The sequence below is a fragment of the Shinella sp. HZN7 genome, assembly GCF_001652565.1.
In the GTDB taxonomy this organism is placed as follows: Bacteria; Pseudomonadota; Alphaproteobacteria; order Rhizobiales; family Rhizobiaceae; genus Shinella; species Shinella granuli.
In genome coordinates this window covers 99,585-112,185 of record NZ_CP015744.1, presented here as the reverse complement: position 1 = coordinate 112,185, position 12,601 = coordinate 99,585, and the positions used below count along the sequence as shown (strand labels likewise).

The 12,601-nt window shown below is 67.2% G+C and carries 12 protein-coding genes and 1 pseudogene; 10 read left to right on the top strand and 3 right to left on the bottom strand.

The features are described from left to right. Positions 1-7: 7 nt before the first annotated feature. On the bottom strand, positions 8-955 hold the full coding sequence (locus shn_RS32770) for a 2-hydroxyacid dehydrogenase (protein WP_064334624.1): 948 nt from the start codon (positions 953-955) through the stop codon (positions 8-10). Positions 956-1,122: 167 nt separating this feature from the next. Here shn_RS32770 and shn_RS32765 point away from each other — a divergent pair, with 167 nt between their 5' ends. The 6 genes and pseudogenes from shn_RS32765 (at position 1,123) to shn_RS32740 (ending at position 7,438) form a co-directional block, all read left to right on the top strand. Then, positions 1,123-2,619: a sugar ABC transporter ATP-binding protein gene (locus tag shn_RS32765; RefSeq protein ID WP_064334623.1), complete on the top strand. Its 1,497-nt coding sequence runs from the start codon at positions 1,123-1,125 to the stop codon at positions 2,617-2,619. Between the two features lie 17 nt (positions 2,620-2,636). Beyond that, a pseudogene (locus shn_RS32760) lies at positions 2,637-3,665 on the top strand (ABC transporter permease); the annotation flags it as partial. A gap of 87 nt (positions 3,666-3,752) precedes the next feature. After that, the gene (locus tag shn_RS32755) at positions 3,753-4,853 is read left to right on the top strand and encodes a substrate-binding domain-containing protein (protein WP_064334642.1); all 1,101 of its coding nucleotides are present in this window, start codon (positions 3,753-3,755) and stop codon (positions 4,851-4,853) included. A gap of 132 nt (positions 4,854-4,985) precedes the next feature. Next, entirely contained in the window at positions 4,986-5,891 is a 906-nt protein-coding gene (locus shn_RS32750; protein ID WP_064334622.1) for an SMP-30/gluconolactonase/LRE family protein, read from the top strand. 11 nt (positions 5,892-5,902) lie between these two features. Next, positions 5,903-6,322 (top strand): heme-binding protein, encoded by a 420-nt coding sequence (locus tag shn_RS32745; RefSeq protein ID WP_064334621.1) that lies wholly within the window; start codon positions 5,903-5,905, stop codon positions 6,320-6,322. Between the two features lie 105 nt (positions 6,323-6,427). Next, positions 6,428-7,438, top strand: a complete 1,011-nt coding sequence (locus tag shn_RS32740; protein WP_064334620.1) for a LacI family DNA-binding transcriptional regulator — start codon at positions 6,428-6,430, stop codon at positions 7,436-7,438. Here the strand turns inward: shn_RS32740 and shn_RS32735 are convergent. Next, on the bottom strand, positions 7,435-8,274 hold the full coding sequence (locus tag shn_RS32735) for a LysR family transcriptional regulator (RefSeq protein WP_064334619.1): 840 nt from the start codon (positions 8,272-8,274) through the stop codon (positions 7,435-7,437). The two genes, shn_RS32740 and shn_RS32735, sit on opposite strands and share 4 nt — an antisense overlap. A 90-nt stretch (positions 8,275-8,364) precedes the next feature. Here shn_RS32735 and shn_RS32730 point away from each other — a divergent pair, with 90 nt between their 5' ends. Next, a complete protein-coding gene (locus tag shn_RS32730) occupies positions 8,365-9,009 on the top strand; it encodes an FMN-dependent NADH-azoreductase (RefSeq protein ID WP_064334618.1) in 645 nt (214 codons plus the stop codon). After that, complete coding sequence (locus shn_RS32725; RefSeq protein ID WP_064334617.1) at positions 9,006-9,350, top strand: multidrug efflux SMR transporter; 345 nt, start codon at positions 9,006-9,008, stop codon at positions 9,348-9,350. Before shn_RS32730 ends, shn_RS32725 begins: the two co-directional genes overlap by 4 nt. Before the next feature lie 75 nt (positions 9,351-9,425). On the opposite strand, the gene shn_RS32720 is transcribed toward shn_RS32725, so the two are convergent. Continuing rightward, positions 9,426-10,424, bottom strand: a complete 999-nt coding sequence (locus tag shn_RS32720) for an AraC family transcriptional regulator (RefSeq protein ID WP_084438731.1) — start codon at positions 10,422-10,424, stop codon at positions 9,426-9,428. Positions 10,425-10,616: 192 nt separating this feature from the next. Here shn_RS32720 and shn_RS32715 point away from each other — a divergent pair, with 192 nt between their 5' ends. Both shn_RS32715 and shn_RS32710 read left to right on the top strand, forming a co-directional pair. After that, positions 10,617-11,384 (top strand): 3-hydroxyacyl-CoA dehydrogenase, encoded by a 768-nt coding sequence (locus shn_RS32715; RefSeq protein ID WP_064334616.1) that lies wholly within the window; start codon positions 10,617-10,619, stop codon positions 11,382-11,384. Positions 11,385-11,402: 18 nt separating this feature from the next. Beyond that, complete coding sequence (locus shn_RS32710; RefSeq protein WP_064334615.1) at positions 11,403-12,590, top strand: acetyl-CoA C-acyltransferase; 1,188 nt, start codon at positions 11,403-11,405, stop codon at positions 12,588-12,590. Positions 12,591-12,601: the final 11 nt, after the last annotated feature.

The window sequence follows — 12,601 nt, the reverse complement described above, 5'->3', positions numbered from 1 at the left end:
CTCTTCCTCACAGGACCGGGGTCGGTAGCGGGCGGCCGTCGAAATGGGCCGACAGGTTGTCGAAGACGAGCTGGCCCATCGCCTTGCGCGTCTCGACCGTGCCGGAGGCCATGTGCGGCTGGAGCAGGACGTTGTCGAGCGCAAGGAAGCGCGGATCGAGGTTCGGCTCGCCCTCGAAGACGTCGAGCGCAGCCGAGCCGAGCGCCTTGCTTTCGAGCGCGTCGAGAAGGGCGTCCTCGTCGATGTTGGAGGCGCGGGAGATGTTGATCAGCATGCCCTCCGGCCCGAGTGCCGCGATGACCTTGCGGCCGACGATGTGGCGCGTCTCGGCGGAGGCGGCCAGCGTGACGAAGAGGAAGTCGGAGCGGGCGGCCAGTTCCACCGGATCGGCGATGAAGGTCCAGTCCCCGGCAAAATCCTTCGGGCCGGTGTCGCTGTAGGCGATGCCCATGTCGAAGCCGGCAAGGCGCTTGGCGACCTCGTAGCCGATGCGGCCGAGGCCGAGAATGCCGGCGCGCTTGCCGTGCACGCGGCGCTTCAGCGGGTAGAGGCCTTTTTTCGCCCAGTCGCCGCTTTTGACCCATGTCTCGCCACCGATGACGCCGCGCGCCTCGGCGAGCATCATCGCCACGCCGAGGTCGGCGACGTCCTTGGTCAGCACGTCGGGCGTGTTGGTGACGCGGATGCCGCGCTCGCGGGCGGCGGCAAGATCCACCGCATCATAGCCGACGCCGTAGACGGAGATGACCTCCAGCTTCGGCAGCGCCTCGATCATCGCCCGGTTCGCGCCAAGCTCGCCGCGCGTGGCGATGCCGCGGATGTTCGCCCCATGCGCGGCCAGGAACGCCGCCTTGTCGGCCGCCTCGAAATAGCGGTGCATGGTGAAGTTGGCGTTCAGGCGCTCTTCGTCCCACGCTGGGTACGGCCCAACCTGCAACAGCTCGATCTTGCTCACGGGATTCCTCCGACATGCGTTTTGTTATCGATAACATATCGAGCTGAAGGGAATTGTCCAGCCCCATTTCGAAAAGCTATGGGGGGAGTCGAAGAGGCTTATGCAGTGCCCTTGACAGCTATGTTATCGATACCATACGATCATCCCATCGGCTTTGGGAGGAGCAGGTGGAAACGCAGAAACTTCTGGAATTTCGCGCCGTTTCGAAGGAATTCGGTGGCACGAAAGCGCTGACGAACGTGTCGCTCGACCTCAGGAGCGGCGAGATCCTCGCGCTTCTCGGCGAAAACGGCGCCGGCAAGTCGACCCTCATCAAGACGCTCGCCGGCATCTACCGGCCGGACGGCGGGGACATCCTGTTTCGCGGCGAGCCCTATCACCATCGCCCGCCGAGGCCGAACGAGCGCCAATCGGTCGCCTTCATCCACCAGGACCTCGGCCTCATCGAATGGATGACGGTGGCCGAGAATGTCGGCCTGGCGCAGGGCTTTTCGCTGCGCCGCAAGCTGATCGACTGGAACGCCACGGCGCGGCGCACCGCCGAGGCGCTGAAGCTGGTCGGCTGCGATTTCGATCCCTCCACCCGCGTGCAGAGCCTGACGCGCACCGAAAAGTCGCTGGTCGCCATCGCCCGGGCGCTCGCCGTCGAGGCGGACGTGCTCGTTCTCGACGAACCGACCGCGAGCCTTCCGGCCGACGAGGTGGAGCGCCTGTTCGATGCGATCCGGCCGCTCAAGGACCGCGGCGTGGCGATGATCTACGTCTCGCACCGCCTCGACGAGATCTTCCGCATCGCCGACCGCGTCGCCGTGCTGCGCGATGGGCATCTCGTCGGCGAGACGGCCGTCGCCGACACCAATCCGGACGAGCTGATCCGCATGATCGTCGGCCGCAAGGCGGACCAGCTCTTTGCCAAGGCCCATTCGACACCCGGTCCGGTGCTGGTGTCGGTCGGCGATCTTGCCTGCCGTGGTGCCGGCCCCGTCTCCTTCGAGCTCAGGCAGGGCGAGCTTCTCGGCCTTGTCGGCCTGCGCGGCGCGGGGCAGGAGCTGATCGGCCGCGCCCTCTTCGGCGCCGAACCCGCGACGGGCACGGTGACCATCCGCGGTGCGGCGCCCGATCTTTCCAGCCCGGAAACGGCGATCGCCTCCGGCATCGGGCTGATCGCCCGCGACCGGACGGAGGAATCGGTCGCCATGTCGCTGTCGCTGCGCGAAAACACTTTCCTCAATCCCGGCGCCTCCGGCCGCAGGCTCGCCGGCTTCCTGTCGCCGGCCCGCGAGGCCTGCATGGCCGCGGCCATCGGCGAGAAGGTGGGGCTGCGCCCCAACGACCAGGCGCTCGTCATCGAGGCGCTGTCGGGCGGCAACCAGCAGAAGGTGGTGGTCGGGCGCTGGCTTGCGACCGGCCGCAGGCTGCTGATCGCCGAGGACCCGACGGCCGGCGTCGATGTCGGTGCCAAGGCCGACATCTACCGCCTTATCGCGGCGGCGGTGGAGGAGGGGCTCGCCGTCCTCGTGATCTCCACCGACTTCGAGGAGATCGCGCATATCTGCCATCGGGCGCTCGTGTTCTCGCGCGGACGCATCGTTCGCGAACTGTCCGGCGCCGACCTCACCACCTCCGCCGTCATCGCAGCGGCCTCCGCCTCCGAGGCGGCCTGATTTCCGGGAGAAAGACGATGCAATCCATCCAGTCCAACGCGCTCGAGCCGACGCCCGCCGAACTGAAGGGGCTGTCGACCGGCGAGAGGCTGAAGCGCCTCCTGCCGGTCTATGGCCTCGTCATTCTGACGGTCCTGCTCATCCTCGTCTTCTCGGTCCTGCTGTCCGATACGTTCCCGACGCTGCTCAACCTGCGCTCGATCATCGCCAACAAGACGATCATCGCCATCCTGTCGCTGGCCGCGATGATCCCCATGGCCTGCGGACGCATCGACCTGACCATCGGCTACGGCATCGTGCTCTGGCATATCCTGGCGATCAGCCTGCAGACCATGCTGGGCCTGCCCTGGCCGCTGGCGGTCGCCGTCGTGCTGGTGCTCGGCGCGTTGACCGGCCTTCTGAACGGCCTGCTGGTCGAGGTGGCCAGGATCGACAGCTTCATCGCGACCCTCGGCACCGGCACGGTCATCTATGCCATCGCGCTCTGGCATACGGGCGGCCGGCAGGTGGTCGGCGTCTTGCCGGACGGGTTTCTCGCGCTGAACGGCACCATGCTCTTCGGCCTGCCGATCACCGGCTTCTACGTGCTGGCGCTGGCGATCGTGCTCTGGATCGTGCTCGAATACCTGCCGATCGGCCGCTATGTCTATGCCATCGGCGCCAATCCGAAGGCGGCCGCGCTGAACGGCATTCCGGTCCGCCGTTTCGTCATCGGCGCCTTCATCGCCTCGGGCGTCCTCTCGGCCGTCGCCGGCGTGCTGCTCGCCTCGCGGCTGCGCATCGGCCAGGCGAGCGTCGGCCTCGAATACCTGCTGCCGGCGCTCGTCGGCGCCTTCCTCGGCTCCACCACCATCAAGCCGGGCCGCGTCAATGTCTGGGGCACGATGATCGGCGTCATCATCCTTGCCGTCGGCATTGCCGGCATCCAGCAGTTCGGCGGCTCCTTCTTCGTCGAGCCGCTGTTCAACGGCGTCACGCTGCTCGTCGCCATCGGCATTGCCGGCTATGCCCAGCGCCGCCGCGGCGCGGCGGGCGCCATCAAGCCGAAGGGCGCGCCGGGGAAGGGGCCGGCAAGCCATCCTGAACCTTCGTTCCATCGTCGCATGTCTCACGTCCAAAGGGAGGACACTATCGTGAAACGCAGAGATTTCCTGGCCACCACGGCCGCCGCCGCCTTCGGCCTGATGCTCGCAAGCCCGGCCTTCGCGGATGCCATGGCGGATGCGAAGGCCGTCGTCGAGAAATATGCCAGCAAGGTCGAGAAATGGGACGGCCCGACGAGCGGTCCGAAGGCGGCGGAGGGCAAGACCGTCGTCGTGGTCGCTGCCGACATGAAGAACGGCGGCATCCTCGGCGTCGTCAACGGCATCGAGGAGGCAGCGGCCGCTATCGGCTGGAAGGTGACGGTGCTCGACAGCGCCGGCTCGATCGAGGGCCGCACCGCCTCCTTCGGCCAGGCGCTGACGCTGAAGCCGGGCGGCATCATCATCACCGGGTTCGATGCCATCGAGCAGCGCCCTTCCATGGAAGAGGCCAAGAAGGCAGGCATCCCGATGGTCGCCTGGCATGCCGCCCCGGCGGTCGGCCCCGTCGAGGATGTCGGCGTTTTCGCCAATGTGACGACGGATGCCATGGAAGTCTCCAAGGCGGCGGCCGACTATGCCTTCGTCGATGCCGGCGGCAAGCCCGGCGTGATCATCTTCACCGATTCGACCTATGCCATCGCTATCGCCAAGGCCGACAAGATGAAGGAGGAGATCGAAGCGCTCGGCGGCACCGTGCTGGAGTATGTCGATACGCCGATCGCCGAAACCTCGCAGCGCATGCCGCAGCTTACCACCTCGCTGCTCCAGCGCCATGGCGATCAGTGGACGCATGCGCTGGCGATCAACGACATCTATTTCGATTTCATGGGCCCGTCGCTCGCCGCGGCCGGCATTGCGGGTGATGGCGCGCCGAAGAGCGTTGCGGCCGGCGACGGTTCGGAAAGCGCCTATCAGCGCATCCGCGCCAGGCAGCACCAGTCCGTCACCGTGGCCGAGCCGCTCAACCTGCAGGGCTGGCAGCTCGTCGACGAGCTGAACCGCGCCTTTGCGGGCGAGCAATGGTCGGGCTACGTCTCGCCGCTCCATGTCGTGACGGTGGACAATGTCGAGTTCGATGGCGGGCCGAAGAACAGCTTCGACCCCGACAACGGCTATCGCGACGAATACAAGAAGATCTGGGGCAAATAGGCCTCCTTCCGGCGCCTGGGGGCGGGAAGACCCGCCCCCAGGCGAGATCAAAGCCCGGTCTCCATCGCCCTTGCCCGGGGCGGCATGATCGGTATCTTGCGCGGACGTGTATTGTGAAGGAAGAGGAGCGCCATGTCGTTTTTCGAGGCCGAGGATGCGCTGTTCTCAACCTTCGTGCTGGGAAATGCACCGCTGAAGACGCTGGCCGGCGGGTTCGACTGGGTCGAGGGCCCGGTCTGGTTCGGCGATCATGATTGCCTGCTGTTCTCCGACATTCCCAACAACCGCATCCTGCGCTGGAGCCCGACGCTCGGTATAAGCACGTTCCGCGAACCCGCCAATTTCTCCAACGGCAACACGCGTGACCGGGAAGGCCGGCTCGTCACCTGCGAGCACGGCACGCGCCGCGTCACCCGTACCGAGCATGACGGCTCGATCACCGTCATCGCCGACCGTTACGAGGGAAAACGGCTGAACTCGCCGAACGATGTCGTCGTCGCCTCGGACGGTGCCGTGTGGTTCACCGATCCGCATTACGGCATCGCCTCCGACTACGAGGGCACGCGCGCCGAGCAGGAGCTGCCCTGCAATGTCTACCGGGTCGATCCGCATTCGGGGGAGATCCGGGCGGTGCTCACCGATTTCCAGGGCCCGAACGGCCTTGCCTTCAGTCCGGACGAGACGCGGCTTTACGTTGCCGATACGGGCCGCATGTTCTCCAGCGATCCGCGCCATATCCGCGTCTTCGATGTCGGCAAGGGCTGGTCGCTCACCGGGGGCGACGTCTTCCACGTCGTCGGTCCCGGCTGCGCGGACGGCATGCGCGTCGATGCGGCCGGCAATCTGTGGACCTCGGCCGGCGACGGGGTGCACTGCATCGCGCCGGACGGCCGCCGGCTCGGGAAAATTCTCGTGCCGGAGACCGTCTCGAACATCTGCTTCGGCGGCCGGCATGGTCACCGGCTCTTCATCACCGCCTCCACCTCCCTCTATGCCGTCTCGCTCGCCATCCGCGGCGCGGTCCGGACCTCGCAATAGGAACGACAGACATGCCATTCACGGAAACGACCGCGAAGCTGACGGACGAGGGCGTGCTTGCCATGCTGAAGGGCGCCATCGAGGCCGCGAAGGCCTCGGGCCAGCCGCAATGCATCGTCATCGTCGACCAGAGCGGTGTGGTGCTCGGCTCCTTCCGCATGAACGGCTCGCGTTATCTCTCGCTGAAGAGCGCGACGGCCAAGGCCCGCACCGCCGCCTCCATCGGCGCCCCGAGCCACAGCCTGCCCGACCATGCGAAGCTGCCGCTTGCGGCGGCCACCCAGGGCGAGGTGACGGGCCTGCGCGGCGGCTTGCCGATCCGCTCGGCCGGCGTGCTTCTCGGCGGCATCGGCGTCGGTTCGGGGTCGGGGGAGCAGGACGAGGACGTCGCTCGCGCGGCACTGGCGGCGATCGGCGCGGACGCGGCGTGACCGGCCTTTGCGCGCGTGGGGATAACGGAACGCTCCGCTGTCGCCCGGCTTGCGGCATGGAAGGCCGGCGCGCTACGGTGTGGTAACGATAACGGAGCACGGGGAATGCGCAACGACAAGGCACCGACCATGGCGGACATCGCCCGCAAGACGGGTGTCTCCCCGATGACGGTATCGCGCGCGTTCAAGTCCGGCAGCCTGATCAGCAAGGACACGCGCGACGCGATCCTGAAGGCGGCGGAAGAGCTCGGCTATGTCTTCGATTCCACCGCCTCGAACCTGCGCTCGCAGAAGACGGATTTCATCGCCGTCACCATCCCGTCGATCAACAATGCGAACTTCGCCGATACGGTCGGCGGCCTTTCCGAAACGCTGAGTGCCCGCGGCTTCCAGATCCTGCTCGGCTATACGAACTACGATGTCGAGGAAGAGGAGCGGCTGATCGAGCAGCTCTTGCGCCGCAAGCCGCAGGCCATCGTCGTGACCGGCGGAAAACACACGCCGCGGGCGCGGAGGCTGCTGGAGAACGCCAGCGTGCCCGTCATCGAGACGTGGGACGTGCCGGCCGAGCCGATCGGTCATTTCGTCGGCTTTTCCAATGCCGACGCCGTGCGCAGCATGGTCGATCATTTCGTGGCGGCCGGCTATCGCCGCATCGCCTTCATCGGCGGTGATGCGAGCCGCGACACCCGCGGCAGCGACCGCCGCCTCGGCTTCATCGCCGCGCTCGCCAACCACGGCCTCGACGCCTCGCGCCTCATCGATGCCGGCGTGCCGCCGATCTCGATGCGGGAAGGCGCCAATGCCATGGCGCGGCTGCTGGCGGAATTCCCCGATACGGAGGCGGTGATCTGCGTGTCCGACCTTTCGGCCTTCGGGGCGCTGACGGAGTGCCAGCGCCGCGGCGTGCCCGTGCCCGGCCGCATCGCCATCGGCGGCTTCGGCGACTACGAGATCGGCGGCATCTGCGTGCCGGCGCTGACGACCATCGACGCCCAGGCGCGGCAGATCGGCGAGCGCACCGGCCGCCTCATCCTCGACCTGCTCGACGACCGGCCGGACGTGCCGCATGTCACCATCGAGCCGCGGCTGATCGTGCGCGATAGTAGCCGCTAGGCCTTCAGCTGTGCCCGGAGCCTGCCGGCGGCAAGATCCATGAAGGCCTGGATGCGCGGCGTGCGGCGCAGGTCCGGATGGACGAGGAGCCAGACTTCCGATTCCAGCGCGCCGATGAAATCGCCCTGCCGGTCGAGATCGAACGACCGGTGGAGATAATCCGGCAGAAGCGCTCTTCCGAGGCCGGCTGCGGCGGCCTGGGCGGCGGCCCACATGCTGTTCACCCGCAGCACGATCTCCTCCTGCGCCACATGGGCGGCCAGCCAGCGCGCGGCGGGAATGGTTGAAAGACTGTCGTCGAGCGCAATCCATGGCAGGTCTTCCCTGGTTCCGCTTTTCGCATAGATCGCATAGCGGAATGCGCCCGCCCGCTGGCCGACCAGCGTTTCCGGCGGGGAGCGGGTGGGGCGAATGGCCACTTCGGCCTCGTAGCGCGCCATGTCGGCAAAGGTGTTGGAGACCACGAGATCGAAGCGGATGCCGGCATGTTTCCGGCGTACCGGCGGGAGCAGCGTGGAAACCAGCGGGACCAGGGAATCGGGCGTCGTGAGGGTGATGCGGCCCGCAAGCCGCTGCTCACCGCCCGCCAGTTGTCGCCGCGCCTCGGCAAGGTTTGCCTCCATGGCTGTCGCGGCGCGGACGAGTTCGCTGCCGAGCGGGGTCGGGACGTATTGCCCGCCGAGCCGCTGAAACAGCGGCGCCCCGGCCTCCTGCTCCAATTCCTTCAGCCGGCGATAGACGGTCGCAAGATGCACGTTGAGACGGGTCGCCGCGGGGACGGGCTTTCCGCTGCGTGCCAGGGCTGCGATCAGAAGAAGGTCGTCGGTCGACAGCATTTTCGCACCTTTGCGAATTGGTTTCGCAATTCATGCAGAAGAATTCGCGACGGTGCAAATTTATATGTCGATCCAGCAAAGGAGATCGACATGACCGAACTGTTGCACATCAAGGCTTCGCCCCGTGCGGACCTCTCCCATTCCGGCAAGGCGGCGGCGGGTTTCATCGCCGCGCTTGAAAAGCATCGCCCCGGCCTCCGGGTCCGCGAGATCGACGTCTGGAAGGCGGACCTGCCGGCTTTTGACGGTCCCCTGCTTGCGGCGAAATATGCGCGTCTTACCGGCCGCCCCTTCACGCCGCAGGAGGCCGAAAGCTGGGCGGCGATCGAGGAACTGGTGCAAAGGCTCGACGCGGCGGAGGCCATCCTCATTTCCACGCCGATGTGGAACCTCTCCATTCCCTACCGGCTCAAGCATTATATCGACCTCGTGACCCAGCCGGGTCTCAGCTTCCGCTTCGATCCGCAGACCGGCTACACGCCACTTCTGCGGCCGCGCCCGGTCGTTGCGATCCTCGCAAGCTCCGGCGATTTTTCCGAGGGCCCGTCCTGGGGCCGGCCCGATCTTGCGACGCCGTATCTGCGGCAGGCCCTGAAGTTCATCGGCCTTCGCGATGTGGACATCGTCCCCGTCGGCCCGACTGTCGGCAAGCCGGATGACGTGCTGGCTGCGGCGGAAAAGGCACAGGCGCAACTGGCCGCCCTTGCGGCACGGCTTGCGCGGGTGCACGCATGAGCGCCGCGACGGGGTGGGTCTTCCTGGTCCTGTCCGGCGTGCTGGATGTCTTCTGGGCCCTGGCGACCAAGAAATCGAACGGCATGACCCATTGGGGCTGGAGTCTCCTTTCCCTCCTCCTGCTGGCGGCTTTCGTGTTTTCGCTCGCCAGGGCCCTGTCCGTCCTGCCGCTCGGCATGGCCTATGCGGTCTGGACGGGCATCGGCGCGGTCGGTTCGGTCCTCGTCGGCGCCATCATGTTCGACGAACCGCTGGGCGCCCAGCGCATCGCCTATGTGGCGATCATCGTGATCGCGATCGTCGGTCTGCATCTCGGCACAGGGCGGGAGGGTGCTGGCTGAGCAGGGTGGGGCCGGACCGTGCCTCGCGACGGGACCGTCCGGCAAACTTGCACGTATGCCCCGGCCGGGCATCGTCTATGTCGGTGTCTCCCGGCGAAAACCGGCCGGGCTCTTCGCCGTCCATTTGCGGAAGGCGCGGTGGAAGGCGCTGGGCTCGGAGAAGCCGAGCCGGGTGGCGATCTCCCCGACCCCGAGCGTCGTTGTCTGCAGCATCTCGATGGCGAGATCCCGCCGGATTTCATCGCGGATGGTCGCGTAGTTCTGGCCTTCTGCATGGAGGCGATGCCGGAGGGTCGAGGGGGACATGCGCATCTGCGCGGCGAGATCGTCGAAGGCGCCCCACGAGGTGGGGGGCACCTGACGAAGCCGCTTGCGGACGTTCGCCGCTAGGCCGGCATCGTAGCGGTAGCGCACCAGGATGTTGGCGGGGGCATTGCGCAGAAACTGTTTCAAGGCTTGCTCGCTGCGGGCGACCGGCAGCTTCAGCACGGAGGCGTCGAAGGCGAGCCGGCTGACCGGTTGCAGGAAGCGTACGGGGGCGCCGAAGAACAGCCGGTAGTCGGCGCCGTGATCCGGTTCGGCACAACAAAAATCGACCATGCGCAGCGGAATGCGTCGTCCGACGAGCCAGCACGTGATGCCGTGCAACAGGATCCAGTACGTCCGGTAGGCGAAGGCGGAGCGCGGGCCTGCAAGATCTTGGAGCACGATCTGGGCAAGCCCGTCGGAAATGTCGAGATGGCCTTGCGGGTCCTCCAGCATGGCGTTCAGGAAGCGCAGCGCGCGCCGCAATGCCTGGTCGAGGGTCTTGGCATGCAGGATGCAATGGCACAGCAGGGTGAAGCTGCCGCTGCGCATCGGCCTGCCGCCCATGCCGAAGAACTCGTCGTCCATTTCGGCCGCGATCGCCAGCCACAGGGCACCATAGCTTTCGGCGGAGATCGGTGCGTCGATCCGGGCGGGCAGGCCGACGGAGGCCAGCACCTTTCCAGGCGCCTTTCCCTGCCGTTTCAGGCAGTCGATCGCCTCTTCCACGAAGAAGGGTGATATCATCCGCCGTCCGGTTTCCGTCATCGTCATGCCCTGCGGAATATGGTAAAACTGGCCGAAAGTTCGAGACGCTTTGGTCATCGCATGCAATACCGCGCCATCGTAGAGTGAGGCAAGATGGATGGGCGGGCGCCTGTCGAAGCTGTGCGGCTCTGCAAGGCTCACGACACTTCGCGCCGGCCCTACGGACATGAACTGTGCTGAGGGAGAGCAGCCATGTTGATCCGCGCAAAGACCTTCGTCGTCACCGGCGGCGGTTCGGGCCTCGGTGCCGCCGTGGCGCGCATGCTGGTGGACGAGGGTGCGAATGTCGTGATCGCCGATGTCAATGCGGAGGCCGGCGCGGCCACAGTCGACGCGTTGGGAGGCAGCACCGCTTTCATCCGGACGGACGTGACGCAGGAGAAGGATGCGGAGGCCGCTATCGACCTCGCGCTGGCCCGCTTCGGCCATCTGCACGGGCTGGTGAACTGCGCCGGCGTCGCGCCCGGCGAGAAGGTGATCGGCCGCGACGGGCCGCACCGGCTCGACAGCTTCGCCCGCACCGTCGGCATCAATCTCATCGGCACGTTCAACATGATCCGGCTCGCCGCCGCGGCCATCGCCCGGCAGGAGCCGGCGGCGGACGGCGAGCGCGGCGTCATCGTCAACACGGCCTCGGTCGCCGCCTTCGACGGGCAGGTCGGCCAGGCAGCCTATGCGGCCTCCAAGGGGGGCGTCGCGGCCATGACGCTGCCGATCGCCCGGGAACTGGCGCGCTCCGGCATACGGGTGGTCTCCATCGCGCCGGGCATTTTCGAGACGCCGATGATGGCGGGCATGCCGCAGGAGGTGCAGGATTCGCTAGGGCGCAGCGTGCCCTTTCCGCCGCGTCTCGGCAAGCCGGTGGAATTCGCGGCCCTGGTGCGCCACATCTTGGAGAACGTCATGCTGAATGGCGAGGTCATCCGCCTCGACGGCGCGTTGCGCATGGCGCCGCGCTGAGGCTGGTTCGGGAGGTTTATGATGTTGCAGGATCCCATCGTCATCGTCGGCTCCGCCCGCACCCCTATGGGCGGCTTCCAGGGCGACCTCAAGGATGCCACCGCGCCGGAACTCGGCGCTGCCGCGATCCGCGCGGCGCTGGAGCGCAGCGGCGTCAGCCCTGAGATCGTCGAGGAGACGGTGTTCGGCTGCGTGCTGCCGGCGGGCCAGGGGCAGGCGCCTGCCCGCCAGGCCGCCATCGGCGCGGGCCTGCCCTTCGCCGCCGGGGCCACCACCGTCAACAAGATGTGCGGCTCGGGCATGAAGGCCGTCATGCTGGCGCATGACCTCATCGCCGCCGGCAGCGCCTCGATTGCCGTCGCCGGCGGCATGGAGAGCATGACCAATGCACCCTACCTGCTCGACCGGGCGCGCGGCGGCTACCGGCTCGGCCATGGCCGGGTCATCGACCACATGTTCCTCGACGGGCTGGAAGACGCCTATGACAAGGGCCGCCTGATGGGCACCTTTGCCGAGGATTGCGCCGAGGCCTACCAGTTCACCCGCCCCGCCCAGGACGATTACGCCGTCACCTCGCTCACCCGCGCCCGAAATGCCATCGAGAGCGGCGCCTTCGACGCCGAGATCGTTCCGGTGACCGTGAAGGCAGGGCGGTCGGAAACGGTCGTCAGCCGAGACGAGCAGCCCGGCAAGGCGAAGCTGGAGAAGATCCCGACGCTGAAGCCGGCCTTCCGCGAGAGCGGCACGGTGACGGCGGCGAACGCCTCCTCCATCTCCGACGGTGCGGCGGCGCTGGTGCTGATGCGCCGCTCCCAGGCGGAGCGCGAGGGTTTTCGCCCGCTCGCCACCATTGTCGGCCATGCCACGCATGCGCAGGCGCCCAATCTCTTCGCGACCGCGCCGATCGGGGCGCTCAAAAAGCTCGGCGAACGCACCGGCTGGGCACTTGGCGATGTAGACCTGTTCGAGATCAACGAGGCTTTCGCCGTCGTCGCCATGGCGGCGATGCGCGACCTCGACCTGCCGCATGACAAGGTGAATGTGCATGGCGGCGCCTGCGCGCTCGGCCATCCCATCGGTGCTTCCGGTGCGCGCGTGCTCGTCACGCTGCTGGCCGCGCTGGAGCGCTACGATCTGAAGCGCGGCATGGCGACGCTCTGCATCGGCGGCGGCGAGGCGACGGCGGTGGCGATCGAACGGCACTGAGCGGTTTCGGG

Excerpts from the sequence above, each read along its gene's own strand:
- shn_RS32750 (WP_064334622.1), top strand. The coding sequence starts at position 4,986 with ATGTCGTTTTTCGAGGCCGAGGATGCGCTGTTCTCAACCTTCGTGCTG.
- shn_RS32745 (WP_064334621.1), top strand. The coding sequence starts at position 5,903 with ATGCCATTCACGGAAACGACCGCGAAGCTGACGGACGAGGGCGTGCTT.
- shn_RS32740 (WP_064334620.1), top strand. The coding sequence starts at position 6,428 with ATGCGCAACGACAAGGCACCGACCATGGCGGACATCGCCCGCAAGACG.
- shn_RS32735 (WP_064334619.1), bottom strand. The coding sequence starts at position 8,274 with ATGCTGTCGACCGACGACCTTCTTCTGATCGCAGCCCTGGCACGCAGC.
- shn_RS32730 (WP_064334618.1), top strand. The coding sequence starts at position 8,365 with ATGACCGAACTGTTGCACATCAAGGCTTCGCCCCGTGCGGACCTCTCC.
- shn_RS32725 (WP_064334617.1), top strand. The coding sequence starts at position 9,006 with ATGAGCGCCGCGACGGGGTGGGTCTTCCTGGTCCTGTCCGGCGTGCTG.
- shn_RS32720 (WP_084438731.1), bottom strand. The coding sequence starts at position 10,424 with ATGACGGAAACCGGACGGCGGATGATATCACCCTTCTTCGTGGAAGAG.
- shn_RS32715 (WP_064334616.1), top strand. The coding sequence starts at position 10,617 with ATGTTGATCCGCGCAAAGACCTTCGTCGTCACCGGCGGCGGTTCGGGC.
- shn_RS32710 (WP_064334615.1), top strand. The coding sequence starts at position 11,403 with ATGATGTTGCAGGATCCCATCGTCATCGTCGGCTCCGCCCGCACCCCT.